This window comes from Streptomyces sp. NPDC050564 (assembly GCF_044457265.1).
Classification (GTDB): Bacteria; Actinomycetota; Actinomycetes; order Streptomycetales; family Streptomycetaceae; genus Streptomyces.
In genome coordinates this window covers 77,668-104,012 of the sequence record NZ_JBITGS010000032.1, presented here as the reverse complement: position 1 = coordinate 104,012, position 26,345 = coordinate 77,668, and the positions used below count along the sequence as shown (strand labels likewise).

The 26,345-nt window shown below is 68.8% G+C and carries 28 protein-coding genes and 2 pseudogenes; 16 read left to right on the top strand and 14 right to left on the bottom strand.

Translation table 11 applies throughout. The features are described from left to right. Window positions 1–13: 13 nt before the first annotated feature. Window positions 14–137, top strand: a pseudogene (locus ACIBK0_RS38600) (transcriptional regulator); the annotation flags it as partial. Between the two features lie 484 nt (window positions 138–621). Next, window positions 622–903 (top strand): ANTAR domain-containing protein, encoded by a 282-nt coding sequence (locus ACIBK0_RS38595; RefSeq protein WP_399090573.1) that lies wholly within the window; start codon window positions 622–624, stop codon window positions 901–903. Window positions 904–962: 59 nt separating this feature from the next. Here ACIBK0_RS38595 and ACIBK0_RS38590 read toward each other — a convergent pair whose 3' ends face one another. The 3 genes from ACIBK0_RS38590 to ACIBK0_RS38580 all read right to left on the bottom strand — a co-directional run bounded on the left by ACIBK0_RS38590 (window position 963) and on the right by ACIBK0_RS38580 (window position 2,519). Next, the gene (locus ACIBK0_RS38590) at window positions 963–1,181 is read right to left on the bottom strand and encodes a hypothetical protein (RefSeq protein WP_399090570.1); all 219 of its coding nucleotides are present in this window, start codon (window positions 1,179–1,181) and stop codon (window positions 963–965) included. 93 nt (window positions 1,182–1,274) lie between these two features. Further along, complete coding sequence (locus ACIBK0_RS38585; RefSeq protein ID WP_399090567.1) at window positions 1,275–1,475, bottom strand: hypothetical protein; 201 nt, start codon at window positions 1,473–1,475, stop codon at window positions 1,275–1,277. A 24-nt stretch (window positions 1,476–1,499) separates the two neighbouring features. Further along, window positions 1,500–2,519 (bottom strand): hypothetical protein, encoded by a 1,020-nt coding sequence (locus tag ACIBK0_RS38580; RefSeq protein WP_399090564.1) that lies wholly within the window; start codon window positions 2,517–2,519, stop codon window positions 1,500–1,502. Between the two features lie 1,269 nt (window positions 2,520–3,788). Between ACIBK0_RS38580 and ACIBK0_RS38575 the strand changes: the two genes are divergently transcribed. Together ACIBK0_RS38575 and ACIBK0_RS38570 are read left to right on the top strand one after the other, a co-directional pair. Continuing rightward, window positions 3,789–4,643 (top strand): alpha/beta fold hydrolase, encoded by an 855-nt coding sequence (locus tag ACIBK0_RS38575; protein ID WP_399090561.1) that lies wholly within the window; start codon window positions 3,789–3,791, stop codon window positions 4,641–4,643. A 167-nt stretch (window positions 4,644–4,810) separates the two neighbouring features. Continuing rightward, a complete protein-coding gene (locus tag ACIBK0_RS38570; protein WP_399090558.1) occupies window positions 4,811–5,071 on the top strand; it encodes a hypothetical protein in 261 nt (86 codons plus the stop codon). 19 nt (window positions 5,072–5,090) lie between these two features. On the opposite strand, the gene ACIBK0_RS38565 is transcribed toward ACIBK0_RS38570, so the two are convergent. Together ACIBK0_RS38565 and ACIBK0_RS38560 are read right to left on the bottom strand one after the other, a co-directional pair. Further along, window positions 5,091–5,324 carry a hypothetical protein gene (locus ACIBK0_RS38565; RefSeq protein WP_399090555.1) on the bottom strand — a complete coding sequence of 78 codons (234 nt, stop codon included), beginning with the start codon at window positions 5,322–5,324 and terminating at the stop codon, window positions 5,091–5,093. 1,503 nt (window positions 5,325–6,827) lie between these two features. Continuing rightward, on the bottom strand, window positions 6,828–7,706 hold the full coding sequence (locus ACIBK0_RS38560; protein ID WP_399090552.1) for a helix-turn-helix transcriptional regulator: 879 nt from the start codon (window positions 7,704–7,706) through the stop codon (window positions 6,828–6,830). Between the two features lie 222 nt (window positions 7,707–7,928). Between ACIBK0_RS38560 and ACIBK0_RS38555 the strand changes: the two genes are divergently transcribed. The 9 genes and pseudogenes from ACIBK0_RS38555 (at window position 7,929) to ACIBK0_RS38515 (ending at window position 14,440) form a co-directional block, all read left to right on the top strand. Beyond that, window positions 7,929–8,252, top strand: a complete 324-nt coding sequence (locus ACIBK0_RS38555) for a carboxymuconolactone decarboxylase family protein (RefSeq protein WP_399090549.1) — start codon at window positions 7,929–7,931, stop codon at window positions 8,250–8,252. 52 nt (window positions 8,253–8,304) lie between these two features. Then, window positions 8,305–8,709 (top strand): cupin domain-containing protein, encoded by a 405-nt coding sequence (locus ACIBK0_RS38550; protein ID WP_399090546.1) that lies wholly within the window; start codon window positions 8,305–8,307, stop codon window positions 8,707–8,709. Window positions 8,710–8,742: 33 nt separating this feature from the next. Further along, window positions 8,743–8,911, top strand: a pseudogene (locus ACIBK0_RS38545) (IMP dehydrogenase); the annotation flags it as partial. Window positions 8,912–8,938: 27 nt separating this feature from the next. Next, window positions 8,939–9,127, top strand: coding sequence for a hypothetical protein (locus tag ACIBK0_RS38540; protein ID WP_399090636.1), 189 nt, complete (start codon window positions 8,939–8,941; stop codon window positions 9,125–9,127). A gap of 197 nt (window positions 9,128–9,324) precedes the next feature. Beyond that, window positions 9,325–9,990 carry a nitroreductase gene (locus tag ACIBK0_RS38535; RefSeq protein WP_399090543.1) on the top strand — a complete coding sequence of 222 codons (666 nt, stop codon included), beginning with the start codon at window positions 9,325–9,327 and terminating at the stop codon, window positions 9,988–9,990. Window positions 9,991–10,470: 480 nt separating this feature from the next. Beyond that, complete coding sequence (locus ACIBK0_RS38530) at window positions 10,471–11,904, top strand: MFS transporter (protein WP_399090540.1); 1,434 nt, start codon at window positions 10,471–10,473, stop codon at window positions 11,902–11,904. Between the two features lie 16 nt (window positions 11,905–11,920). After that, the gene (locus ACIBK0_RS38525; protein ID WP_399090537.1) at window positions 11,921–12,304 is read left to right on the top strand and encodes a DUF2255 family protein; all 384 of its coding nucleotides are present in this window, start codon (window positions 11,921–11,923) and stop codon (window positions 12,302–12,304) included. Window positions 12,305–12,743: 439 nt separating this feature from the next. Then, window positions 12,744–13,409: a hypothetical protein gene (locus ACIBK0_RS38520; RefSeq protein ID WP_399090534.1), complete on the top strand. Its 666-nt coding sequence runs from the start codon at window positions 12,744–12,746 to the stop codon at window positions 13,407–13,409. After that, window positions 13,406–14,440: a hypothetical protein gene (locus ACIBK0_RS38515; RefSeq protein WP_399090531.1), complete on the top strand. Its 1,035-nt coding sequence runs from the start codon at window positions 13,406–13,408 to the stop codon at window positions 14,438–14,440. Before ACIBK0_RS38520 ends, ACIBK0_RS38515 begins: the two co-directional genes overlap by 4 nt. 295 nt (window positions 14,441–14,735) lie before the next feature. Here ACIBK0_RS38515 and ACIBK0_RS38510 read toward each other — a convergent pair whose 3' ends face one another. Next, window positions 14,736–14,999 (bottom strand): DUF6924 domain-containing protein, encoded by a 264-nt coding sequence (locus ACIBK0_RS38510; protein WP_399090528.1) that lies wholly within the window; start codon window positions 14,997–14,999, stop codon window positions 14,736–14,738. Between the two features lie 714 nt (window positions 15,000–15,713). Then, on the bottom strand, window positions 15,714–16,100 hold the full coding sequence (locus tag ACIBK0_RS38505; protein ID WP_399090525.1) for a hypothetical protein: 387 nt from the start codon (window positions 16,098–16,100) through the stop codon (window positions 15,714–15,716). Between the two features lie 29 nt (window positions 16,101–16,129). Here ACIBK0_RS38505 and ACIBK0_RS38500 point away from each other — a divergent pair, with 29 nt between their 5' ends. Beyond that, window positions 16,130–16,333 (top strand): hypothetical protein, encoded by a 204-nt coding sequence (locus ACIBK0_RS38500; protein WP_399090521.1) that lies wholly within the window; start codon window positions 16,130–16,132, stop codon window positions 16,331–16,333. A gap of 64 nt (window positions 16,334–16,397) precedes the next feature. Here ACIBK0_RS38500 and ACIBK0_RS38495 read toward each other — a convergent pair whose 3' ends face one another. The 3 genes from ACIBK0_RS38495 to ACIBK0_RS38485 form a co-directional block, all read right to left on the bottom strand. Next, window positions 16,398–16,781: a VOC family protein gene (locus tag ACIBK0_RS38495; protein ID WP_399090518.1), complete on the bottom strand. Its 384-nt coding sequence runs from the start codon at window positions 16,779–16,781 to the stop codon at window positions 16,398–16,400. Between the two features lie 194 nt (window positions 16,782–16,975). Then, a complete protein-coding gene (locus ACIBK0_RS38490) occupies window positions 16,976–17,362 on the bottom strand; it encodes a transposase (RefSeq protein ID WP_399090624.1) in 387 nt (128 codons plus the stop codon). Window positions 17,363–17,396: 34 nt separating this feature from the next. Beyond that, window positions 17,397–18,356, bottom strand: a complete 960-nt coding sequence (locus ACIBK0_RS38485; protein WP_399090515.1) for a GlxA family transcriptional regulator — start codon at window positions 18,354–18,356, stop codon at window positions 17,397–17,399. Between the two features lie 289 nt (window positions 18,357–18,645). Between ACIBK0_RS38485 and ACIBK0_RS38480 the strand changes: the two genes are divergently transcribed. Next, window positions 18,646–19,446, top strand: a complete 801-nt coding sequence (locus ACIBK0_RS38480; protein ID WP_399090512.1) for an alpha/beta fold hydrolase — start codon at window positions 18,646–18,648, stop codon at window positions 19,444–19,446. A 236-nt stretch (window positions 19,447–19,682) separates the two neighbouring features. Here ACIBK0_RS38480 and ACIBK0_RS38475 read toward each other — a convergent pair whose 3' ends face one another. After that, window positions 19,683–20,870 carry a PucR family transcriptional regulator gene (locus tag ACIBK0_RS38475; RefSeq protein ID WP_399090621.1) on the bottom strand — a complete coding sequence of 396 codons (1,188 nt, stop codon included), beginning with the start codon at window positions 20,868–20,870 and terminating at the stop codon, window positions 19,683–19,685. A gap of 151 nt (window positions 20,871–21,021) precedes the next feature. Between ACIBK0_RS38475 and ACIBK0_RS38470 the strand changes: the two genes are divergently transcribed. Then, window positions 21,022–22,509 (top strand): long-chain fatty acid--CoA ligase, encoded by a 1,488-nt coding sequence (locus tag ACIBK0_RS38470; protein WP_399090509.1) that lies wholly within the window; start codon window positions 21,022–21,024, stop codon window positions 22,507–22,509. A 340-nt stretch (window positions 22,510–22,849) separates the two neighbouring features. On the opposite strand, the gene ACIBK0_RS38465 is transcribed toward ACIBK0_RS38470, so the two are convergent. The 3 genes from ACIBK0_RS38465 to ACIBK0_RS38455 are packed head-to-tail and all read right to left on the bottom strand — an operon-like array spanning window position 22,850 to window position 26,033. After that, a complete protein-coding gene (locus tag ACIBK0_RS38465) occupies window positions 22,850–23,872 on the bottom strand; it encodes a TolB family protein (protein WP_399090506.1) in 1,023 nt (340 codons plus the stop codon). Next, window positions 23,869–25,137: an MFS transporter gene (locus ACIBK0_RS38460; protein WP_399090503.1), complete on the bottom strand. Its 1,269-nt coding sequence runs from the start codon at window positions 25,135–25,137 to the stop codon at window positions 23,869–23,871. The genes ACIBK0_RS38465 and ACIBK0_RS38460 overlap by 4 nt, the downstream gene beginning before the upstream one ends. A 5-nt stretch (window positions 25,138–25,142) precedes the next feature. Further along, complete coding sequence (locus ACIBK0_RS38455; RefSeq protein WP_399090500.1) at window positions 25,143–26,033, bottom strand: alkaline phosphatase family protein; 891 nt, start codon at window positions 26,031–26,033, stop codon at window positions 25,143–25,145. Window positions 26,034–26,345: the final 312 nt, after the last annotated feature.

The following is a 26,345-nucleotide window of genomic DNA, read 5'->3' as shown; positions in this document are numbered from 1 at the left end:
GTAGGGGCGAGACATGGACAATCACCGGGAAGTCCGCCTTCCCTGCGTCGCGGCGAGCCAAGATCACACCCGAACAGGCCGGACAACCCGCCGACACCAAGCGCCGCACCCCTGGACTGCACCGCAGCAAAGTCGCGACGCCCCCCAGACGCCCATCACGAGCAGCAACCGCAGGGGCGGCCGGTGCGGCGGCTGACGACGAACCCGGCCCTCAGGGCGCCCACAACACCTTGCGAGGCCGTGCGGAAGTGTCATGGCCGTGAGACTGAGCGACTGTGTCATCGCCCTGAGACAGCGGAAAAACCACTGGTCAGCAAGCCCGGCCTGGCCACAAGCCGCGAGATCCTACCCAACCTCAGCCGAGGAGCGCCGCGGCAGCATCGCACACGCATGTGACGGACGCAGCCCGGTGGCGCGCCGGCCGGCATGACGATTGGCTGACACTGCCGCTCTGCGCGGATCTGTTTTCTTGTGGCAGCGGCCCGCTCACGGGTGTATTCGGCAAGGGTGGGCAGAGAATTGAAGGGAACCGGCCGGGTATCAGGTCTGACCGCGGAGGCCATGGTGACTGTGAAGGGGAGCGAGCCGGAGCGTACCTTTGGCACGGAGGCTGCGGAGCGTATGGAGGAGCTGGAGGACGAGAACGCTCAGCTTCACGAAGCGATACGCTCGCACGCCGTGGTGGACCAGGCGATCGGCATCGTGCTCGCCACAGGGCAGCTGACGCCCGACCAAGCCTGGGATGTCCTCAAAGAGGTGTCCCAGCGGACGAACATCAAACTGCGGCATGTGGCGGAACTGATCATCGAATGGGCCCGGACGGGAGACTTGGGCGCCGACGTCCACGCAGAGCTGGAGCGGCAAATCGCGCAGCACTCCCCACCCTCGCAAGCCGACACCTGACCGCGCCGAGTCACCCGGTCGACGGAACCCTGGCGTCGGCACAGGCCGAACCTGGTGTTTCAGCCGCGCGCTGACCACACCTCAGGCCCGCCGCCATGCCACTCGATGACAGGCGAGTCAGCCACATCGATCTCGTCGATACCCGCCCAACCCGCATGCTGCAGCATCTCCGCCAGTCCACGCAGACTGCAGGCCGCCCCCACGATCTCCCCATCAATCCGCACCCGCCGGCCCTCGTCCTTGATGGGCGGATAAACGATCACGGAACGCTCGGTCATGCACACAGCTTGACGCGCATCCCCCACTCGGCGCACCTGGAGACCCGCCCACTTGCCTACCGGGGGCCGGACCGCATCCGCCTGTGGTAGGCGTTAGAGCCCTTGCAGTGACCGACAGGCTCCAGCGCCTGGTTTGTACATCGTTTCGCCGTGCTCCCGGCCGGTGCGGTTGACGCAGACCGTGTCCGGCGCAATGTCCCGGTCGATGAGCGCCTGACCGACGGCGTGCGCATCGGGCCAGTGGGGCAGCATGTCGAGCTGCAGGCCCAGGGCGCCCGACGGATGCAGCAGCACGACGTGCGCCTCCAGCTCGGATGGTCAGGACGCGTGCCAAAAGGCGGTGGCCGGGCCGATCGCGCCGGCGCCGTACTTGTCGCGGATGCGGTCCATGGCCGATTCGGCGACCAGACGGGCTTCACGAGCCTGATCGAGACTGATCTGCTGGGCGACCTGGTCGGCGCGGACCACGTCCTCGCCCTTGAGGACGATCCTCGTCAGGCGGCCGCGTTGCAGGCCGGCCGCGTCCATCAGCCGGTAGGCCATCGAGCGCAGGTCGTCGTCGTGTGCCGACGCCTCCGGCAAGCGACGAGTCTTCTCCCATCGGGTGCCGCCGGCGAACGTGAGGGTCAGGGTCACGGCACGGGCCACCTGGTCGCGGCGGCGCAGCAGCCGTCCGAGCTGGACGACGAGCCCGAGCAGCGCGGCGCGAGCTTCGCTCCCATCGAGGGTGTGACGGGGGAAGACGCAGCGGACGCTCGCGGAGGCAGGCAGGGCGCGGGGGACGACGGGGCGCGGGTCGATGCCGCGCGCCCGGTCGGCGGCCAGGCGGCCCGCTTTGCCGCCCAGCAGGCGCTGCACGGTGACCGGTGGGACGGCGGCGAGCAGGCCGACGCTGTGGATGCCGTAGTCGCGCAGAGCCTCGGCCTGGCGGGGGCCGATGCCGTGCAGGGCGCCGACCGGCAGCGGCCCCAGCCACGCGGTGACGTGCTCGGGGTCGATGGCCAGGACACCGCCGGGTGCGGGGAGCTGCGCGGAGGCGGTGGCCGCCACGGTGATCGACGGGCCGATCCCGACCCGCACATCGACACCCAGGCGGGAAAGGGTGCGCACCCGCAGCACCTCCCCCAGGCGGCGAGCATCAACGCCGTGATAGCGCAGCGCGCCCTTGAGTTCCACCAGGGCCGCGGACGGCGGCAGTGCCTGCACCACCGCAGACAGCTCCGCGAGCTGTTCAAGGACCTGCCGGTAGACGTCCTCCGGCAGCCGGTCCGGGCAGCGCACATGCATCACCGTCGACGCCCCCCGCGTCCCCCGCGCCAGCATCGCACCCGTGGTCATCACCGTCACCTCCCACACCCCATGTTATCGAACATAAAATCGAACACGCGAGGAGGTGAAGAGTGGATCACGGGGGTCACGGAGCATCGTTGTCTGCGAGCGGAGCCCCACAGTCTGCGAGCGGGCTCTTGATGCGATCAGATCACGGCGAGTTACGAATACTTTCGGTGATAACCACGGCGCGTACGCGGTGCTGCTCCTGTGGATCCATGGCTGTCCCGACCAAGGCGGTCGTCCGTCCGACTCGTGCGGGCTGGAGATGCTGTTCACGGCGTACGCGGGTGACGAGGCGGTACGGGGCCGGCTGACGCTGTCCGAGGGGTGGCAGCGGCGGTGGATCACGCCGGGCAGGTCGACGGCGGATCGGTGGCCTGGCCGGTGAGTGAGCTCGGTTCGGTGCCTGTCGGCTCGTCGTCACCGGTTCGCGGGTTCACCTGCCGGTCGGGGCACGGGCACCAACCGGGGTTGCCGGTTCATGGTGTCTACCGGTCCCGACCATGGCTTGGAGTCCCTGGAAGAGCAATATCTGCTGCTCGCACTGGACTTCGTGCGGGTCGTTGACGTGCTGGTCCGGCCGTTCGAGCTGGACTTCAAGCACGATGGTGGGCGCGGCCGGTACATCCCGGACTCCTGGATGCCCGGCGAGAGCGGTTCGTTGTTCGAGGTCCGGCCGGAGCGGCTGATGGCGCCTCAGGACGCCCTGAAGTTGCGGCGACCGGGCAGGGGGCCGGGGGTCGCGGTACTCGGCGGTGGCCGGCTGGCGCCCGCACGTCCACAGTGTCCTGGACTTCTTGTCGTCCCAGCGTCGTCCGCTGCAGGAACCGATGCGGCTCCAGGGCGAGTTCCTGGCCGCCGTTCCGGGAGGAAGGGATGCTCACGTTCGGGGAGTTGGTCGAGGCGACGAGGCTTCCGGTCGTCCCCCACGCGCACGCGACGCATCTGCTCTGACGCCGGCAACTGGCCACGGATCTGGGCCGTCCCATGAGCGACGGTTCGCCTGTCCGGGTCGGCTCTGTCCTCCGGCGGCAGCCGCGACTGGCAGGGGCAGGGGCTTCGCGATCTCGCCGTCGGGGCCCGCGTTCTTCTGAACGGGATCAGGTGGACGGTCGAGCCGCAGCTCGGCCGGCTCCGCTTGATCCACTTAATCCACGAGGACGGACGGGTTGAGGAGCAAACGATCCGCCGGCTGATCCAGCACCCGGCCGTCCACCGGGTCAGGGCACCCAGCCCCGCGCAGATACACAATGGGCGCGGTGAGGAGACGTGGCGATGTCTGAGCACATGATTGACACAGACGGTGTGGCACTGTGCACCGAGCCCTTTGGCGATCGGTCGGACCCACCGATCCTGCTCATCATGGGCACCGGCGCTTCGATGCTCTGGTGGGAGGAGGGCTTCTGCCGGATGCTCGCCGAGGGCGGACGGTTCGTGATCCGTTACGACCACCGCGACACCGGTCGATCGGTCACCTCCGAGCTGGGCCGGCCCGGATACACCGGCGCGGATCTGGTCGGTGACGCCGTCGGCGTGCTCGACGCCTATGAGATCCCGGCCGCACACGTGGTGGGTGTCTCGGCTGGAGGGGCGTTCGCGCAGCTGGTCGCGCTCGACCACGCCGATCGAGTCCTCTCACTCGTCCTGATCAGCACGTCCCGCGCAGTGCCTGGCGACCGCGAGCTGCCCTCGCCGACCGAGGAGTTCGTGCGGTTCGTATCGTCCGCACAGGTCGATTGGTCGCAGACCGCCTCGGTGATCGATTACCTGGTCGACTACGCGCGCGTGCTCGCGGGAGGCTGGCGCCTGTTCGATGAGACCGCCGTCCGCGACCTTGTCCGTCGCGACGTTGAGCGTGCGCACAACTTTGCCGCCGTGCGGAACCACGACTCGCTTGAAGACGGACGGCAATCGCGAGAGTCCCTGTCGTCGATCGCCGTGCCCACGCTGGTGATCCATGGGACCGCGGATCCGATGTTCCCGTTCGGGCACGGCGAGGCGCTTGCAGAAGAGATCCCCGCCGCAAGGCTGTTGGCCTTGGAAGGTGCAGGTCATGGGGTCGACCGAGCCGACTGGGAGACGATCGTCCGCGCCGTCATCGCGCACACCGCTGCGGATGAACAGGGTTAGAGCGGTCGCAGTACCAGACAGCAGGCGTACGCCGGCCGGACGGACGCGGGCCGGACTGTGCACCGGTGCCGCGCCCCTCCCCGAGGAGACCCCGCCACGGTTTCCTCGCCGGATCATGTCCGGCGGCGGGGTCCCCGACGGAACCGGGGCGCCCGTATGATCGCGCGATGATCGTGGGGGTCGTCATATTCGCCGTTCTCGGCGCGGGCATGATCGTGGCGCAGATGATCAAGCGCCGGTGGGTTCCATGCCTCGGCCTGGTGCTGAACCTCGTCGGTGTGGAGGCGGGCTACGCCTCGATCATCTGGCATCAGGTCTGGCTGACCGTCTCGGCCACGTTCCTGCTCCTGACGGCATCCGCCGTCATGTGGCGGGACAACCGGCAGATGGCTGCGAGGGCGACCGCGAAGGAACCGGAACCGTCCTAGGGCCCCTGTCGGAAGTGGATCAAGTCGTAGCGGCGAGCTCGACGAGGTGCCGGGCTGCGCCGGCAGGATCGATGATCTGATAGAGGTGTGCGCCGGGCAGGTGTGCCACACGCCAGCCGCGTTCGCGCGCCTCGGCCGCAAGGTCGCCATACGGAGGGCCGAACAGCAAATAGGAGCAGGGATGTTCGTCCCAGCCGTCGGGGACGGGGATGTGCTGTTCGTAGTAGGACAGCGGCAGGGTGGGCTGCCTCAATGACTGTCTCCCGCACCATCGGATCAGAGAACATGGGGGCGACGTCTGCCTCGTCCCACCAGTCGGTCCAGCGCGGCAGCCTGCCGTTCACAGCCATCGGCCGGAGGAACTCCAGCAACTCGGGCGAGGCGACCGGGGTCGGCCCGATCCGGGCCGGCAGCGGGGACGGTTCGGTGGGCCGCCTCTCACGTCGCCGCCTCATCGCGCCACATGCTGTGCTCGCGCGTGATCCCCCATGAACCGAGAAGAAGCGAGAGGGCGGGCGGTACCCACGCGTCCAAGCGTGTTCTAGGCATGGCAAAGCTCCGGGTCGGCGTCAAGGAGGCGACCGGAACCCAGGCGGCCGCAGCACGCTCCCGATCACGTGCAACACGCTACGCGGCGTGATGATCTCGGTCGTCACCTGCGGTGACGACTCCAAAGTTGCGTCGCAGGAGCTACTGTGGGCCCAGCGTGGGCCGTAGGGCGTACGCCTTGAGTGCCCCGTGGGCCGGACAGCGGAAGACCGCCATCCAGGCGCAACCAGCCCGCGAGCCGGACGCGGTAACGGCACCGATCGCTGTCACCGCACTCCAACCGCCAGGCACAGCAGGTCGGCCGGTGCCCGCCAGCCAGCCGGCAGAAGCGGGTGATCACGACAGTTACGGTTCTCGCCATGAGGTGGGCGATCGTTCGATATGGGTCCGGTGCGCAGCGACGACGAAGCCGCAGGGCCCGCCGTGACGGGGGCCTGCGGGGTGGACACGGAGGCCAGTGTGACGCGGATCACTGGCAGGACGGCCGTATTCCGCTTAACGTGTCCGGGCGGCCCCGCCGTCGTTCGCAGCGGCCCTTCGGGGTATGGGGGTAACCTCTCCGGCGGGCCGCACCAAACGACGCACGCCCCCGTAGCCAAACCGGCTGGCGGGGGCGTTCGCATGCCGGGGCTACCGCTGGCTGCGGCCGGGCGCGAGCAGGCTGGTCAGTTCGGCGATGGCTGCCGGGGAGACAGCATGCGGCTCCTGCCACGCCAACTCCAACTCCCAGGTCCGTTGTAGGCAGGCCACCGCGCGTGCTGGATCTGGCGGGTTCCAGTAGCGCCGCACCGTCTTGGGGCCAGTGCAGGCGGTGGGCGATGGCAGTGAGGGACAGTCCCGCGGCGGCCAATTCGTTGACCTCCTGGGGGCGTTGGCGTACCCGTTCCAGAAGGGGAGTCGCCGGTGCACTGGACGGCGGCTCGGCGTCCGTGGCGGCAGGCTGGCGTAGGCTTTCGCGGTGTCGGCGGCACGTGTGGGATGCCGGCAAGCGCCAGTGGGTCCTGCCCCCGCTGGAGACCACCCGTGTTGACGGCCTGGAGGTCACCCGGACCGGGCGTCGCTTCCTGGGGCGGTGGCTGCGGGTGCGCGGGCCGACGTACTGCTCGTCGGTGCCGTGCTCCAGCCAGGCCTCTCGGGCCGGTCGTCGTCAAGCGCAGTTCGTCCCACAGGGCGAGGGGCTGCGTGAATCCGCAACGACGGCAGGCGTTCAGGACTGAGCCTGGGTGGGTGCCTGGAGGTCTTCGGTGGCGGCCCAGGCGGACAGCAGGACCAGCGCGTCATGATCGCGCGTACCCGGTTCGGCGCTGTAGACGGTGAGGGTGAGGCCGGGTTGTGCGGGCAGGTCCATGGCGTCGAAGTCGAGGCGGATTTCGCCGATTTCGGGGTGCCGGAAGGGCTTGCTGCCGGTGTGGTGGAGGCGCACATTGTGCTTGGCCCACGCGGTGCGGAACTCCTCGCTTCGGGTGACCAGTTCGCCGATCAGACCGGTCAGATCGCTGTCGTGCGGGGCACGTCCGGCTTCGGTGCGCAGCAGTGAGACGGTGGTGTTGAGCGAGGTCTCCCAGTCGGGGAAGAAGTCACGCCCGGCGGGCGAGAGCAACTTGAAGCGGGCGATGTTCACCGGGCGCGGCGCGTCGGCTGCGAACAGGGGTGCGTAGAGGGCGCGGCCGAGCCTGTTGGTGGCCAGGATGTCCAGGCGCCCGTTGCGGACGAAGGCCGGAGTGTCGGCCATGGAGTCCAGGACGCGCTGGATGCTGACGGGGATCGGGCCGCGCGGCTTCTTGGCACGGCGGGCGGGTCGCCGGCGCTGAGCGGCCGCCAGGTCGTAGAGGTGGGCACGTTCGGCCTCGTCGAGCTGGAGAGCGTTCGCTACCGCGTCGAGGACTTCCTCGGAGGCTCCGGCGAGGTGCCCGCGCTCCAGGCGGACGTAGTAGTCGATGCTGACACCGGCCAGCAGGGCGACTTCCTCGCGGCGCAGACCCGGCACGCGGCGGTTGCTGCCGAAGGCAGGCAGGCCCGCCTGCTGCGGGGTGATCTTCGCGCGGCGGGTGGCGAGGAATTCGCGGATGTCGTGGGCGGTGTCCATACAGCCAAGCTAAGCGCGAAGCGCGGGGTGTGAGGGGTCCTGTCAGTACCTGTAACGACAGTACCTTCCGCGCGCGTGTGACCTGCGATTTCCTCGATATCGGCGGTGCTCGGACACCCGGCCCGGACCGGTTTCGGAGCTGTCTGCGGCTGCCGAACAGTTCCGCGACACCGAGGGCGGATCTGCCAGGAACATGTTCGAACCATCGCAGGGAGTCATCACATGGCGAAGCAGTCCGCGCCCCAGGAGCTGGCTGGTATCGCGCCGAAACTGGTCGAGGTCACTGACACCGTCCTGTTCGGCGACATCTGGGAGCGCCCCGGCCTGTCGCCGCGGGATCGCAGCCTGGTCACGGTGAGCGTGCTGGCTGCTCTCTACCGCGGCGAGCAGCTGCCCCATCACCTGGGCAAGGCCCTGGAGAACGGGCTGAGCGTCGAGGAATTGTCCGAGGCGATCACGCATCTCGCCTTCTACGCGGGCTGGCCCAACGCCATGACGGCGATCAACCAACTCAAACAGCTCGCCGTCCAGCAGTCGTCCGCCTGACCACCCCTGCGGCCAGATGCCGCGGCCGCCCTGTGCAACCGAGGAGCTTTCCATGGAACTGTTGAAGAAGCAGGCAACGATCAAACTGCCGGCCGACGCCTTCACCGGCGACGCCTGGGCCGATGTCATCTACCGCGGCGAGAACCCGTCGAAGGCGCGTGCCAACGCGGTGCACTTCGCGCCCGGCGCCCGAACCGCCTGGCACTCCCACGGCCTTGGCCAGACCCTCTACATCGTCGAGGGCATCGCCCTGATCCAGTCCCGCGGCGGCGAGATCGTCGAGGCCCACCCCGGTGACGTGATCTGGACGCCACCGGGCGAGGAGCACTGGCACGGCGCCGCCCCCGGTCACTTCATGACGCACCTCGCGCTGTGGGAGACCGACGACGTCACCTGGCTCGAGCACGTCACCGACCACGCATACACCAGTGAGCGGCACAGCACCCGCTGTAGCTGACCGTCCAAGGCACCACGGACAAGGAACACCGTCATGCGCGGAGCCATCCTTCACGCCCCCGGTGACGTCCGCTTCGAAGAGCGCGACGACCCCACGATCCAGAACCCCACCGACGCGATCATCAGGACCGTGGCGACCTGTGTGTGCGGCTCGGACCTGTGGGACCTACCGCGGCATCAACCCGGTCGACCAGCCCACCCCGTGTCGACGATCCGCACTGGCCTGGCTCTTGCCCCAGCGCCCGCGGATCGCGCCCCTTCCCGGAACACGCCGGATCGAGTGCGTCGAAGAGAACGCCGCATCGACCCAACTCGCCCTGCCTGCCGATGAGCTGGCGGACCTCGACGAGCTCGCCGTGCGCATCGGCGGGCAGGGCAATCGCTACAACGAAATGCACATGGGCCTCGTCCGCAAGTAGGCCCACCCTCCCGAGACACCCCCTGGCTTTGTCGCTGGGAGCCGACAGCACATGCAGCTGAGGTCGACAGCACTTCGCGATCGGTCGGCGGAGGAATGCCGGTCAGTCTTGGCAGCACCAAAGCTCCGCCCGGTCTGCTCGCATGGTGCGATCCTCGTGTCTTCGCCGCCCGCCATGGAGTGAGAGGACGAAAAGAAGTGGATGTGTATGAAGCAGTGGACAGTCGCAGAGCCGTGCGGGCGTTCAGCGATGAGCCGGTACCCAAAGACGTACTCGAACGAGTGCTGGCTGCAGCGACGCGGGCTCCGTCGAGTGGGAACCTCCAGCCGTGGCATGTGTATGTCGTGACCGGTGAGCCCTTGGCCGAACTGAAGAGACGCGCGACGGCCCGGGCACTGGCGGGAGACCCTGGTGATGAGCGGGAGTATCCGATGTACCCGGCCGAACTGACCTCACCGTATCTGGATCGTTTTTCCGCCGCGGCCGCCCAGCGGTACAAAGCGCTGGGAATCAAGCGCGACGACCTCGACAGGCCCACGAAGATCGCCGCCTTGAACTCGGAGGCGTTCGGGGCGCCGGTCGTACTGTTCTGCTACCTCGACCGGACGATGGGGCCCGGGCAGTGGGGGGACGCGGGGATGTACTTGCAGACGGTCATGCTGTTGCTGAGGGCGGAAGGGCTGCACAGCTGCCCCCAGGTGATGTGGACGATGTATCGCAAGACCGTCAGCCACATGGTCGGAGCCGATGACGGGCTCGTGCTGTTCTGCGGTGTCGCGGTGGGATTCGAGAAGGACGGCGTGCCACGGCTGCGTACGGGGCGGGCGGACATGGCAGAAACAGTGAGCTTCATCGGAGTGTGACCCGCTGACCGGTGATCCTCACGACTTTGGAGGACTTCGGCGGCATCCATGCCCCCTCGCCACGCAGAGCACTTCGATGCTCCCACCGCAAACACCCAGTTGGTGTCAAAACTCAGCGATACCGCTCCCCGATGAGACCGGGTGGGGTCGTCGCTGACCGACAGGCGGTGTCACTACTCACGCACACAGCCGGCCCCGCTGCGTCTCCCGGCTACCCACGGACAACTCCGGATAACTCATGCGCCGGCGCGAGGAGATGCCATCCCCTCGCGCTGTGTGCTGCGGGCCCCAGGGGGTTCCGTCAGTACCTGGAACAACGGTGCCTTCCGCGCGTGCGTGGTCGGCGGTTTCCTGGAAACCGCCGGGGAAGCCGGCGCCTGCGACCCGGCCGCCGGAGGCAAGGACGCCGCGCAACGCGCCGCCCCGCCTGCCAGCACCTGTTGGTGCTGGACGCCCCTCCCGCTTTCGGAGCTTTGCATCATGTCTCTGTCCCCTGCCACGCCCGACGGCGCCACCACCGGGCGGCGTGGGCACCCGGCTGCCTCCCTGGCAGCCGCGCTGCTGGGCTTCTTCGTGATCACTTTGGACGCGCTGGTCGTCAACGTCGCCCTGCCCGCCATCCGCACCGACCTGGGCGGCGGCATGAGCGGGCTGCAGTGGGTGGTCGACGGCTACACCCTGGCCTTCGCCGCACTGCTGCTGTCGGTCGGCTCCCTCTCCGACCGCATCGGCGCTCGCCGTGCCTTTGGTCTCGGTCTCGTGGTCTTCGTCGCCGCGTCGGCCGCCTGTGGTCTCGCCGCCGGCCTGCCGGTCCTGGTTGGTTCGCGGCTGGTCCAAGGGGCTGGGGCGGCTCTGATGATGCCGACCTCGCTGGCACTGATTCGCGAGGCCTACACCGACACAGCCAAGCGTGCCCGCGCAGTGGCGCTGTGGGCGGTCGGCGGTGCGGTCGCCTCGGCGGCCGGGCCGGTCGCAGGCGGTGCGGCCAGCCTGATCAGCTGGCGGATGATCTTCTTCATCAACCTGCCCGTGGGCATCGTCGCCCTGGCGCTGCTCGCCTTCATCGCCCGTTCCTCGAGCCGGAAGGTGCCGTTCGACCTGGTCGGACAGGTCACCGCCGTGGTCGCGATGGCCGCCCTGACGTTCGCCGCGATCGAGGCCGGGGCACAAGGCTTCGCAGCGCCGCAGGTCTGGGCCGCAGTCGTCCTGATGCTGATGTCCGCCGCCGTGTTCGTGCGGGCGCAGGCCCGCGGGGCCCATCCGATGGTGCCCTTGCGGCTGCTGCGCGAACGGACCGTGGTGATCTCCTGTGGTGCCGGGTTCGCGTTCATGGCCGGCCTCTACGGCGCGGTGTTCCTGTTCAGCATCTACCTCCAGCAGCAGCGGGGCCTTTCAGCCCTGGCCACCGGGCTGGCGTTCGTGCCGATGACCGTGCTCTCGGCGTTCATCAACCCGCTCTCCGCCCGCGTGGCAGAACGCTTCGGCGCGCGGGTGCCGATCTCCTTCGGTATGTTCCTGATGAGCGCCGGGCTGGTCCTCCTCGCGGTCGTACCCGCCGGGCTGCCGGTATGGACTCTGGCACTGCTGTTGCTGCCGGTGGGTCTGGGCGGCCCGCTGGCGATGCCGACCACCACCGCACTGCTGGTCAACAGTGTCCGTGCCCAGCACACCGGCACCGCAAGCGGCATCTTCAACACCAGCCGCCAGCTCGGCGGCGCGCTCGCCGTGGCCGTCTTCGGCGCGCTCATCGCGGACCGAGGCCACTTCATACCCGGGCTGCGCACCAGCCTCATCATCGCCGCCCTGGCCACCCTCACGGCCGCCACCGCCGCCCTCTACCTGCGCATCACACCCACGCTGGCATCCGGGACGGACGCCACCGACGAACAGCCACCCGCCGCGCACGCCCCGTGAAAGAGAGCACCCCATCATGACCGCATGGACACCTGAGGAACTGACCCGCATCGACCACGCCGACGAACTGCGCATCCAGCCCCGGCACGCGAACGGCTCGAGGCGCCGACCGACCACCATCTGGGTGGTCCGCGACGGCGACAGCGTCTTCGTCCGCACCTACAACGGACCCGATGGCGCCTGGTTCCGCACCGCCACAGCCAGCCACCGCGCCCGCATCGACTGCGGCGGCATGGCCACGGACGTCACACTCACAGAGACCGGCGACGACAGTACGCTCAACGACCGCATCGACGCCGCATACCGGTCCAAGTACGCCCGCTACAGCGACTATGTGCCACCCATGACGGCCGAAGGCGCCCGTACCACCACCCTCCAGCTCACCCCCACACGCGACTGAGCTGCCTGCGTCGTCGACAGCCCCGCCCCGGCATGGCACACCGTGCTCGCCGGCCCCGGTCCCCTGCTGTGGACCGGCAGGTGCTGCTCGCCCGGCCCGGCGGCGGGTTCTGGGCCGCCCGCATCGGCCTCGAGGGCGAGCCCGGGCACGGGATCGCCGTGGAAGGGGTCGGCACGGAGACGACGGCCTCCGTCCCGTCCTGGGTGCGGTACGAACTCGCGCGGCCTCGACATCGAAGACCGGGTCTGCGCCGAACTGGAGGAACTGACGATAAAGGCCCGTAGTTCCTGGCGGACGGTGCCCGGCAAGTGGGCGGGGCGAGCAGCACGGGGCGCGTGTGCGTTCCGTGCTCCCCTCATGCGCCCTTGCGAACAACCCGTCATCGCGTCACTCTCTGGTTCCTGACGACGCTTCAGGATTGCCGAGTAGCATGGCGCCCATGACCGAGTTGTTCGCGTTCATCGACGACGCCATGTCCAGCTCGCACGACCCGGAAAAGATCATCGTGGCGGTATGTGAAGATGGCTGGCTGCGCGAGCATCTGACGGCAGCGACAAAGGACAGAGCGCACCTTTCCGACACCCTGTGCTATCGGCATCCCAACGGTTTCTACAAAATGAAGCTGCTTTCTCCGGGCGCCGATTCCTGGGCTCTGCGAGTTCACATCTGGGACGGCCCCGTGCCGCAATCCGATGTGCACGACCACCGATGGGACTTCTCCTCGTACATCCTGTCCGGCCAGTTACTGGAAAAGCAGTTCGCCCTTGACCGCGACACCGGTACGACGCCCGTCTTCGAATTGGCGAAGGGTGCGTCGTCGGGCGAGTACCGGTACATGCCCGACGGAGTGGGACGCCTGAGTGAGACGTCCCGCACCCGGCGCACACCGGGCGAGTCGTACACCCTGGACCACCGTGTCCTGCACCGCGCCGATCCCGCGGGTGGATACCCCGTCATCACGGCCGTTCTGCAGGGCAGAGACGTGCGGCGCACCACCACGGTCGTCCCCGCCGCCGAGCGCACCGAGTCGACCACGGTCACCCGGCTCGGCTCCGAAGACGTCATGGATCTCATGGAATGGGTGGCAGAAAGGCTGGTCGCATGACCACTTCCGCTTCCGGTGGTATCGACGGCGTCCGAATATTCGCCAAGTACGCACGGTTATGGGCCGTCATCGTGATGCTGGCGTCCACCGTGGTGGGAGTTCTCCTCACGATGTGGGGCGTCTTCTTCGACCTGGACGAGGACCTCTCGACCGCTCTCGCCGCGATCGGGGAATCCGTCATCGCCTCGGTCCTCGTCTATGTGATGGTGTCGCTGTTTCTCGATCCCATACGACAGCGACTGCAGGCCCAGGAACTCGCCGGCTATGCCATCGACGTCGCTCACTCACAGTTCCAGGAGCGTTTCGAAGCCTCTTTGCCGAGTGGGGTCTTCGAGTCGGCCGATGTACCGAAACTGGCTTTCCGCGAGGCCTTCGAGGCACTGCTCGTCACGTCCACGCGGTACGACAGCAAGGGCTCGGCCGCCGAGTTCGCCACCTTTCGTCTGGCCCAAGGAAGTCAGAAACGTGTCTTTCGCCGGCTGGAGATCAGACTGTGCATCCTCGATCCGCGCGCCGAGGAATGCCTACGGGCCCATGTGATCATGCGTCAGCGCGAACAACGCGGCACCAGAGCGCCGGATTCCATCGAGGAGGGCATCGAGGCTCTGCGGCGGCAGGTCTTCATCTCACTCACCGCCCTGCACGATCTGCGCGCGTCCCTCCCGACCCACGTCTACCTCCACCGTGACCTGCCGTTCTTCCGGTGCGAGATGTTCGACGGCGGCATGTTCCTCACGTACAACCTCGACGGCACGGAGTACCCCGAGAACCTGCAATTCTCGTCGCAGACCCGCCCCTACCGCGCGTACCACACGAGTCTCGACATGACGCGGTGGTTCACCTCGAAGGAGATCCACTTCGGCTCGCAATCGGCACTCGGCGTCGACTCGGATCCACGCTTCCTCGACCTGCTGGAGGAACTGGGCTGCCAAACACCGCTGGACGAACTGCGCACGGACCGGGACGAGCGATTCCGGCGATTCCGCGCGCAGTTGCGGGAGGCGGGGATCGATGAGGGAGACATTTTCTGACGGCCAGAAGTCGGCTCGGGCTCCAAGAGTTCCGAGGGTCCCCAGGGCTCCGGGTGTTCGCCGTCAGCGCCTATCCCAGGCTCCCGCTTGGGCGGCTGATGCCAAGTGACGAGGTTGCGCATGCGACCGGGATGCGGGACTCCTCGACGCGCGAGCTCACCAGTGTCAGCCCCGGGTAGCCGAAGAGCCCATGGTGCGTCTGGCCTCTGGATTGTGGCACGGAAGCGGGCGGAACCTGGAGCCGATACGTCCCTGGCGACCACGGCCGAACCCAATCCGCCCGGAGATCCACTGGTCATCCCTCCCACCAGGGCTCCTCGCTCTGCATGGCGACGAACTCGTCGAAGTCCATGTCGCCGATCTCGAGGTTGCACGCCATCGATCCGACCTCGCGGCACGGAAGGACTGCGGAATGCCCCGGGGTGTCGTACAGGTCGACGACGGTCAGCGGTCGCCCGGGCTCGGCAAAGGTCCTGGCGTCGACGAGCGCCACCAGCGTGGTGTGCTCCTCGGGCGGGACCAGCGCAGGAACCTGGCCCGGCTCCGCCGCCCGGGACAAGCGCCGGTACGTTGCCGCCGTGCAGGTAGTCCCATCCGCGGCCTTCGATCAGGTGCAACCGCACCTCGCCGCCCCCGATGACGAGCACGTCGCCTTCCCGGCGGCCCCCGATCTCGTCGAGCAGCCCGCCCCACAGGGCCTTGCCGTCCTCGTAACACGTGCAGACCAACAGCATCACCACGCCCAGGCTGGGGAAGCTCGGGAAAGGATGACTCTCCGTCAAAGGACTGACGCGGGCCCACGGCGAGGGTAGTTGCACCGTACGAGATCTCAACGCCTTCGCGGCTGACGCGCGTTCACCCGGTGTGCTGGGCAGTGGCATCGTCCGGGACTGGCCTGCATGTCGGTGACGGGGCGGCTGCACGGCTCTTCCGATGAGTACTCGCGCCGGCATGTCTGATACGTCAACCGTCGAATTGTGTCCACTCGACCTCGGCACCGAGCAAGGGCTGAAGCGCACTGCGGTACGTGGCGCCGGCCCACACGTCGAACCCGTCGTCTTCCCGCGCACCGGATACGCACATGACAGGTCCAGGAGCGACACCGTTCTGGACAGGGTCCGGCCACAGCGTTCTGCGAGGGCCTCGCCGTCCGGGTTGCCCAGCCATGTTCTGGCGATGGCTGCCGGGATCTGGCACAGCATCAGGATCGGTGCACCGGCCACCCGCTCGCTGGTCGCCTACGATCCCTGATCGCCACGGCGGCCCGCGTCAATCATCGGGCCGACATCCCTCCGTGCGGGCCGTTGACCACGATCGGCAGAGACCCTTCAACCAGGTAGGGGTGCTCGGGAAAGTAGTCGATGTGGAGGTGGCCACCGTCCTCGGCAGTGGCCATCCTCTGGAGGTTGGCTGCGAGAATCGCCCTGGCGCCGGGATCGCCGCTGATCACCAGGATCTGCCGCGCGGCGTCCAGTTCGATCAGAACTCCGGGGCCGGAAGCCTTCCTGGCTTCAACCCCTGCCAAGGTGTCACCGTCCAGCGGTGACGTGGAGCCGATGAACCCGGCGCCCTCGGCCCCCGCGCTTGCCAAGCCGGCCAGTTCCTCCAGTGAAGCGGTGAGATCCACTTCGCCGAACACGGGATCGGAAACCAATCGCACAGGTGGAACTCCTTCCGGGTCGGACCTCCATGATGCCGTTGGAGGTCGTCGGCCCTGCGTTCACCCCCTCAAGCCGACCAGACGCGACCAGGCGAACGAGGCTCGGCCGGCGCTCCCCCTCAGGTGCCGACAGCCTCACCTACGACCAGCTCTACGCGGAGGCCCGCCGCCCCAACTTCCGCGGCCGCTCGTCGATGAACTCGGCGGGACTCAAGCCCAAGCTCGGGCGCTGACACCGACGAGCGAACCCCGGCCTCACTCGAGTGGCCGAGCGGCTTGGCGCCAGGACGCACGTGGTCAGAGGGGCTGGAGCCGGGTGTGCAGGAGGCAGAATTCGTTGCCTTCTGGATCGGCCAGGACGTGCCAGCTCTCGGTGCCGGTCTGGCCGACGTCGACGGGCCTGGCGCCGAGAGCGAGCAGCCGCTCCAGCTCGGCGTCCTGGTCGCGGTCGGTGGCGTTGACGTCGATGTGCAGTGGGAGCTTCCCGGTCCGCGGGTCGCTGCTGGGGCTGAGGACGAGGGTGGGCTGCGGCCCGCCGAAGCCGGCGTCGGGCGGCCCGATCTCGATGCTTCCGTCGTCCTCCCGGCCGAGTTCGACGTAGTCGAGTACCTTGCTCCAGAATGCGGCGACCCGGACGGGGTCGGCGCAGTCGATGACGAGCTCACTGATGCGGCATGCCATGCCCGGCAGTGTACGTAGACAACCCGGGAGTCGATCGTCGGCCGCGTGCTGGAGGGCGACGCGCTACGCGGTCCATCTCCCGGTCTGTGATGGTGAAGATGGCGGCCTTGGACACCTCCGCGCCGTAGACCTCCGCGAGGCGGGCGGAGATCTCCCCGTGGGTCAGGCCGTTGGCGGACAGCGAGAGCACCAGGTCAGATCGCCAACAGCCGGCGCTGCCACTCGCGGACGATCTGCGGCTCGAAGGTGCCCTCCCGGTCCCGCGGGACCTCGACCCGGACCGGTCCCACCTCGGTGGCCGGCGTCTTGGCCCGCCGGCCGTTACGGGAGTTCCCGCTGCCTGCCCCGGCACGGTCGTGCCTGGCACAGCCGAGATGGTCGTCCATCTCACCCTCCGAAGCCGCTTCCAGCACCAGCTTCCTCAGGTGCTGCAGCAGACCACCCTTCCCTGTCAGCTTCAACCCCTCCGGCCGGGCAGGGTCGGTAAGCCGGACGATCAACTCCCGGTCCAGTACACCCAGTTGCTGCTGCCCGGCCGGCTCCGCGGCCGCAGCCTCCACAGGCTCAACCGACCCGAGCATGTCTGTCACCGGGTGCTACTTCCTTGATCAGGAGTTACCCCGTTCTTTGTGCAGTCCCGTGCTGGAAGGCGCGGCGATACGCCGTGGGCGTGATGCCGACGGCGTCACGGAATCGAGCGCGCATGTTGGCGCCGCTGCCGAGGCCGCACCTGGTGGCGATCTGTTCCACCTGGAGGTCGGTGGTCTCCAGGAGTTCTCGCGCACGGTTGATGCGGGCGGTCACGAGCCATTGGTGGGGGCTGACGCCGGTCTCCTGGCGCCATAGGCGGGTCAGGGTACGTGGGGAGACGCCGGCATGGTCGGCGAGCTCGGGGATGGTGAGGTCTTCTTCGAGGCCGTGCAGGGCCCACTCACGTGTATCGGCGAGCGTGGTGGCCTGGGGGGCGGGGAGGCTCCTCGTGATGTATTGGGCCTGTCCGCCGTCACGGTGTGGGGCGGCGACGATATCCCTGGCGATGTCGTTCGCGACGGCTGCGCCGAGGTCTTTGCGGACCAGGTGCAGACACAGGTCGATGCCGGCCGTGACGCCCGCCGAGGTCAGGATGGTGTCGTTGTCGATGTAGAGGACGTTCCGGTCGACGCGTAGCCGGGGGTAGAGCTCTTCAAGGTCATCCGCGCTGGCCCAATGGGTGGTAACGGTGCGGCCGTCGAGCAGTCCGGCCGCGGCGACGGCGAAGGCGCCGGTGCAGATGGAAGCGATGCGTATCCCGGCGCGGCCGGCGAGTTTGAGAGCGGCCCTCACCCGTGGGTGCGGAGGGCGCCGGAAGTCCTCGAAGCCCGGGACGATGATCGTGTCCGCTTCGGCGAGCGCTTCGAGTCCCGCGGTCAGTCCGAGGGTGAAACCGGCGCTGGTGGTCACGGCCTCGTCGGTGTCGCCGCACACGGTGAGCTCGTAGGGGGTGTTCGGACGGGCGTTGAAGATCTGCGTGGGGATTCCCAGATCCATGGGCAGCACGCCGTCCACCGCCAGAACTATGACGCGGTGCTTGTTCATGGCCGTAACGTTACGGCCAACACCCATTTCGCAGGGAGAGTCAATAGGCCGCCTCGCCCATCGAATCCAAGGGTTTCCCGGCAAGATTCCCTGTTCAGCCTGCAGTTCGTGTGGCCGGAGAGTATTGGCTCATCCGGACCATCGTGGCCCAAAAAATGCGCATGCTGGCAGATGAGCCGTGGCCCGGAAGGGAGGTTCCGGAGCAGGATCGGATACCGAGCGCGGGGCAACCGGCTCCACACACCGGTGGAGCGGTCAGAGAGCCCCGGCCGTGGACGAGGAACTGACAATGACAGCTCAGAATGTGGTGGGCCGCTTCTTCGACGTGCAGGGCGGCCAGGTGTACGCCCACGTCCGCGAGGGTGACGGCCCGGCGCTGATCTTCCTGCACTACTGGGGAGGCTCACGGCGCACCTGGATCCCGGTGCTGCAGCATCTGGAGCCCGGGTACGGTTTCGTGGCCTACGACCAGCGCGGATGGGGCGACTCCACGAGCGTGCCGAGACCTTATGACCTGGAGCAGCTCGCGGACGACGCGCAGCGGGTCATCTACGCGCTCGGATACTCCCGCTATGTGCTCGTCGGGCACTCCATGGGCGGCAAGGTGACTCAGATGCTGGCCGCACGCAAGCCCGAGGGCCTGACCGGAGTCGTCCTCGTGGCGCCCGCGCCGCCCGCACCGGTCGGGGTGACCGAGCAGGTGCAGGAGACGGTTTCCCATGCCTACGACAACGAGGAGGCGGTTCTTCAGAGCATCGACCTGATGCTGACCCACGGCGGGCTGACTCCCGAGCTGCGCCGGCAGGTGGTCGAGGACAGTCTGCGCGGCGGCGACCAGGCGCGTCTCGCGTGGCCGCGCCAGGGCCTGGTCCAGGACGTGTCGGCCGGCGTCGGAGCCATCGAGGTGCCGGTGCTGGTTCTCGCGGGCAGCCACGACAAGGTCGACCCGCCGGCCGTGCTCACCGACCACCTGCTGCCGCTGATCCCGACCGCCTCGCTGACCCTCCTCAAGGACACCGGCCACCTCTCCCCCCTTGAGGTGCCCGACCAAGTGGCCGCGCACATCGGCGCGTTCGTCGCCCAGCTGTAAGCACAGCACGCCAGCCGCACATCGCCTCGGTGGGGGCGATGGGCCGTCGCTCCACGGCCGTACGGCCGCAACACCAAACACCTGGCACGCATGAGCGCGCCGCCCGACCACCGTACCGATCTGCCCCGGGCCGGGCACCACCCGACGAAAGAGACGCTTCGTGACCACCGACGCGCCCCGTCCGTCTTCGAGCAGCTCGACCTCCCCGACATGAGCCTCACCCGGGACACATACGCCTATGCGAGGGATTCGCCCTGCCCGGCACTGTGATTGCGGACTGCCAGGAGCGCCGCGCCGAGGTCCGCCACTGCCCGCGGATCGGAGAGGGCGCGGCCGGTCAGTTCCTCGATGCGGCGCAGCCGGTAGCGGACGGTGTTGGGGTGGACGAAGAGCGTTCGGGCCGCTTCCGCGGCGGAACCGGCGGCGGCGAACCAGTGTTCCAGGGTCGTCAGCAGCCGGGCACGTTCCGCGGCAGGGAGGTCGAACACCGGCTTGAGGACCACCTCCGTCAGGTGCGCGGCCTCGGCCGGAGCGGCGGCCACGACCATCGCCAGCAGGTTGTCGTCGAACCGCGCGACACCGGGCCCGGTACCCGGCAGGCCGGCCAGGGCCAGCCGGGCGAAGCGCAGGGCCTGCGGAACATCCCGCAGCGAGGGAAAGCCGGGGCTGACACCCACCCGGGCGCGGGCGCGGCGCAGCGTGCGCAGACAGGTGGACTCCGCCGTCGGCGTGGCCAGCGCGACCACACCGATCTGCTGGTCGGGCAACAGGCGCCATGCGGAGGGGAGTTGAGCCTGACGCAGCGCGGCCTCGATACCTGCCAGGGGTTCCTCACCGGGAGCGTCCGCCACCGCCACGGCGACCGCGTAGGGTCCCTGTTCAGGCAGGCCCAGTTCGCGGGCGGCCTCCCACAGCGTGGTGCGATCGGAGATGACGCCGGTGAACAGCGCCTCCACCAGGGCCGAGCGCCGCGCCTCGCGCTGCAGCGTCAACTCGGCCGAGGTCTCCCGGTGAGCTGCTGCCACGGCCTCGGCGTACCGGCCGAACAGCGCCCAGATCTCGGCCGATTGGGACACCAGCTGGGCGTCGGTGACCTCGGGATGAGTGCGCGCCTCCGCGATGAATTCCGACCAGAGCAGTTCGAAGCCGATCCGATAGGCGTGCAGGGTGTCGGCCAACGGCATGCCCTGCTCGGCGCGGATGCGACCGGTCTCCCGGGCCGGGCTCGGTTCCGGGGCGTCCGCGGTGTGGAAGTGGCTCAGTATGAGGTCGGCGTTGGCGGTGCACGAGCGACGCAAGGAGTCGAAGGGGATCAGGGACGCGTCCTGGTAGGCGTCGACTTCGGCGCGGATGCGCTGCGCCATCCGCTCGCCCAGTTCCGGCAGCCGCGCGAGGAGCGCCGAGGCCACGCCCGAGAGGTCCATCATCGCAGCCTATTCCACCCATCTTGTTCCCAGGAACAATTCAGGAGCACAGACGCAGTGCCGCTGCCCATAGGCCGTCGCCACTGATGGCATCACCATGTCGTCCACGTGAACGGCGGATTTCGACGGCGACATTCCTGGAGGCGGACCCATGGCCAATCTGGCGGAGTTCCTGGTGGAGACGGCCGCGCGCCAGCCGCAGCGTCCCGCGCTGCGCCTGGGCGGGCAGATCACCTCCTACGCGGAACTGAACGAGCGCAGTGCCCGCGTCGCGGCGCTGCTGCGGGCCGAGGGGGTGCAGCGCGGTGATCGGGTGGCTCTGATGCTGCCCAACGTCCCCGAGTTCGTCGTCCTGTACTACGGCGTGCTACGCGCAGGCGGGATCGTCATACCGATGAACCCCCTGCTCAAGGCGCGCGAGAGCGAGTACCACCTCGCCGACTCCGGGGCAAGGCTGCTGTTCGAATGGCATCAGGCGCCCGGTGAGGGAACACAGGGCGCGTCCGCGGCCGGGGTGCGGCACCTGGCCGTCGAACCCGCCTCCTTCGCCGCCCTGCTGGCCGGACACGAACCGCTCCCCGAGGTGGCGCAAACAGAGGACGACGAGGTGGCCGTGCTGCTGTACACCTCGGGCACCACCGGCCGGCCCAAGGGCGCCGCGCTCACCCACGGCGGGCTGCGGCACAACACCGAGGTCAACACGGTGCACGTGCAGCAGATGACACCGCAGGACGTGGTCGTCGGCTGCCTTCCGCTGTTCCACATCTTCGGCCAGATCTGCACCATGAGCGTGGCCGTGCGCGCCGGCGCCTCCCTCACCCTCATCCCCCGCTTCGACCCGCAGACCGTGCTGGACGCCATCGCCCGCGACCGGGCCACCGTCTTCGAGGGCGTGCCCACCATGTACGCCGCCCTGCTCCAGCACCCCTCCGAGGCGGACGTGCCGACACTGCGGATGTGCATCTCCGGCGGGGCATCACTGCCGGTGGAGATCCTGCACGGCTTCGAGCGGCGCTTCGGCTGCGCCGTGCTGGAGGGCTTCGGCATGTCGGAGACCAGTCCGGTGGTCACCTTCAACCACCCCGCCCGGCGGCGCAAGGCCGGCTCCATCGGCACCCCGATCCGGGACGTGGAAGTGCGGCTGCTGGACGACAAGGGCCAGGACGTCGCCCCCGGGGAGATCGGGGAGCTGGCGGTGCGCGGCCCGAACGTGATGAAGGGCTACTGGAACCGGCCGGAGGAGACGGCGGCCGCCATCCCGGACGGCTGGCTGCGCTCCGGCGACCTCGCGCGGCAGGACGAGGACGGCTACCTCTACATCGTCGACCGCAAGAAGGACATGATCATCCGCGGCGGCTACAACGTCTACCCGCGCGAGATCGAGGAGGTGCTCCACGAGCACCCGACCGTCGCTCTGGCCGCTGTGGTGGGAGTGGCCGACGCCCACCTGGGCGAGGAGATCGCGGCCGCGGTCGTCCTGCGCCCCGGGGCGCACGCCACCCCCGACGAACTGCGGGAGTTCGTCAAGGACCGAGTGGCGGCGTACAAGTACCCTCGCAGGATTTGGCTCGTGGACAAGCTGCCCACCGGCCCCAGCGGCAAGATCCTCAAGCGGGAGATCACCGCCCCGACAGGATGATTACCCCCTGAGAGACGGCCCAGGACGCCCCCCAAGAGCGCCGGGCCGTCCGGAGTCCTTCGGCGGCCGACGACTTGTGACGGCCGTGACCGAGCGCCTGCCGCGTGCTGATGCCCCCTGCGGGAAGAGGAGACCACGCTGACGATGCTCCGGTCGATCCGGCTGGACCAGCCTCGACCTCGCGCAGCCGGTCGGCTCCACACCGCACCCTCCGGATCCTGCTCAGCCGTCCTGCTCAGTGGCTTCGCCCTGGTGACTGTGCCGTAGCCGGATCGGTGTTCTTCGGCTGGCAGGACTGGCTTCGGTCGGCGTGGGCGTCGGCGCATCCGGCCCAGGCGTGTCAGTTCAGGTAGGCGGGTGCGATGGCGGAGGTCATCAGTCGGCGGGCTGTGCCGGTGCCGTTGGCGGGGACGGTCCACAGGTCTGAGCCGTAGTCGCCGGGAAGGGCGTAGACGAGGGTGGAGTCGTCGGCCCACAGGGCCTGGTCGTCGATGTTGCGCTGTTCGGCGGTCGCGGTCTCCTTCATGGTGCGCAGGTCGAGGACGTACAGCCGCCAGGGGGCGTCGGGAGAGGCTCCCTTGACGCGTTTCTTGTAGGCGATCTGGGTGCCGTCTGGCGAGAGGGAGGGGCATTCGACGTTTTGGTGCAGGGTGGTGAGGGTGCGTGCGGCGACGTCGCCGCGGACCAGGTAGGTTCGGCCGCCGGTCGCCAGCGTGGCGTAGAAGCGGGCATCGTCGGCGAAGGTGACGCCCCAGATGTTGATGTCCGCGGCCTGGTAGGGGCGGTCGTCCTTGATGATGCGGAAGGTCTCCAGGTTGTCGTCGATGGCCCCGGTTCGGGTGTCGACGATGGAGGTACGGGTGGAGAAGTTGGTGCCGGCATAGGAGTCTCCGCTGACGAAGACCGTCCAGGCCGCCATGTGCCCGGAGGGAGAGACCCTGGCCCGGGTGGGGATGCCCGCTGCCGGGAAGCGGTGCCGCTCGTGCAGGTGCGAGTCGAGCACGACTGCTCGGTAGGTGTCCGTCAACCGGCCGTGCACGGCCTGCAGGCAGATGCCGGTACCAGCTGCCGCGTGGAATCGCAGGCACTTGACGCCCGACACGGTGCGCGGCCCCTGAGGATCGTCGGCGGGCACGGTGGCGATCTCGTCGCGGTGCGGGCCCCAGGCCAGGTTGCGCACCAGCAGGGGACGGTCGGCCGTCGGCCGGAGCGTGACGGTACCGGCCCGCACGGTCGGACCGTTCGCCTGCTGCTCGTCACGCATGCCCGACCGGTGGGCGGCATACAGCACCGCCCCGGTGCCGACACCTCCGAGCAGCAGGACGGCGACCAGCAGGATCACCAGGCGGGTCGTTCTGGTCATGGGGACACCTCATCGGCGGGACGAAGGACGAACGAGGCCACGAGGGCGCTGATGGCCAGTGCGGCGGCGGTGGCGGCGAGTGCGGTGCGCCCGCCCCACAGGCTCCAGGCCGCGCCGAAGGCGAGGGAGCAGATGAACCGGGCCAGCGCCTGGCCGGTGCCGACCAGTGCCTGCCCGGCGCCTTGGTGCTGAGCGGGCACGGCGCCGGCGGTGGCGGCCGCGAGGACTCCGTCGGTGGCGGCGTAGAAGGTGCCGTGCAGGACGAGGAGGGCGGCCACGGCCGGGACGCCGTGCCACGGGGAGAGCACCAGGCCGTAGCCGAGCAGCAGGACGCCGTGGCCGGCCAGGAAGAGCCGGCGGCGGCTGATGCGGTCGGCGAGTGCGCCGAGCGGGACGGCGAGCAGCAGGAAGACGGCGGCGGTGCCCAGCGGCAGCAGCGGGAACAGATCGGCGGGCAGGTCGCCTTCGCGCTGGAGCAGCAGATAGAGGAAGGAGTCGCTGACGGTGGTGAGACCGAGCAGGGCCGCACACAGGGTGAGCCGGCGCAACTCGGGGCGGCGCAGCAGCCCGAGTGAATCGCGCAGTGCAGGCCGGGCCGTTTCGGGCAGCCGTACGGAACTGTCGGGGGTGATGTGGCGGGGCACGAAGAGCACCAGCACCAGGACGCCCAGGACGGCGACGCAGCCGCTGACCGCGAAGACCGCGTCGTAGCCGTCGACGGTGGCCCGCAGGACGGCGAAGGCGACGAGCGGGCCGAGCAGGGCGCCGGTGGTATCCATGGCGCGGTGCACCCCGAACGCCCGTCCCCGGTGCTCGGGTTGGGTGGCCAGCGAGATCATCGCGTCCCGGGGGGCGGTGCGCAGCCCTTTGCCGGTGCGGTCGGCCGCGAGCACAGCACTGATCACGGGGAGGGTGTGGGCGAGCAGCAGCAGCGGCTTGCACACCGCCGACAGGCCGTAGCCGACGCCCGCTATGACCTTGTGCCGGCGGCCTCCCCGATCGGCGAGGTGACCGCCGGTCAGCCGGACCAGGGCCCCGACTCCGTTGTTGATGCCGTCAAGGAGCCCGAAGCCGAGCGGCGACAAGCCTAGGCCCGCGACCACGTAGAGCGGCAGGACGGCCGTGACCATCTCCGAGGAGATGTCCGTGATGAGGCTGACCGCACCCAGGGCCAGCACGGTGCCGGGTACAGCGGCCGGCCGCCGCCCCGGACGGGTGTCCGGGGCGACGGCGGCCTTGGTGCTGCGGGAGTCCGCGAGATACACGGGCGTCAGTTCCAGATGCCGGTGATGTCGGACGCCGAGGCGGCGTTGCCCGCGTGCGCGGACAGACCGGCCAGGTCTTCCACGGTGCGCAGGACGTTGTAGTGGTTGTAGGTGGTGGAGGTGGAGCTGCCGGGGGTGACGTGCTGCCCGTAGAAGACGGTGGGGATGCGGTTGCCGGACTGCTTGTTGTCCTCGTCGAAGGTGACGGCGAGGATGCTGTTGTGCGTCTGGGCCCAGGTGGCGTACGCGCCGAGGTTGTTCTGGATCCAGGTGTCGCCGGTGGAGACCGAGCAGTCGTGCATGTCACTGCACAGGTTCGGTACGACGAAGGAGACCTTCGGCAGGGTCGTGTAGTCGGTGGGGAACTGCGTCATGGTCATCGCGGTGTTGGTCGGCACGTTGGAGAAGCCGAACCACGGGTTGTGCTTCTGCGCGTAGTTGCCGCTGCTGCAGGTCGTCGAACCCTGGCTGGGCAGCGACTCGTTGTAGCTCTTCCAGGTCTTGCCCGCGGCGATCAGCTCGGAGGCGAGGTTCGGCGCGGAGATGGAACCGACCGGGACACAGCTGTCGTCGGTGCGGCCCTGGTTGGAGCCCGAGAACAGCATGTAGTAGTTCGGCTCACTGGGGTGGGTGAGGCCGTAGGACTGGGTGAGGTTGGCGCCACCCGCCTTGAGGGTGTTGTTGATGTACGGGGCGCTGGAGCTGCCGATCACCTGCGAGTAGGCGTGGTTCTCCATCACCACGACCACCACGTGGTCGGGGGTGGGGAGAGCGACGGCCTGAGCGGTGGAGGCTGTTGCGGCCCACACGCCGATCGACGTGGCGGTGAGGGCGACAGCCCCGGCGAGTGCGGCGAGGGGACGTCTGTTGCGCTTGGAAGCCTTGACGGCGGCCATGACTGTCCTCCGGACAGTAGTGACGGACGTTCGGGGAGCGGCGCCGCAAACCCTAGAAGCCCCAGGCCGGTACTGCGTGAAGCACAGACGAACGGTGGGCCCCACCAGGCAAAGTTCGCGCCAGGCACAGGTCACGCACAGCAAAAGTCGCACCGGCGAGTCTCACCCCACCGCCGGAAACTGCGGGCATGGGAAGGCGGCTTCGGGCGGGGAATGATCGCTCGTGACGAGCAGGTGTTGAGCCTGCGCTGCGGTGCCGGATGCCCGCTGCTCGAAGCCGTCGTCGTCCTCCTGCTGGAGCCGGCTGACGGC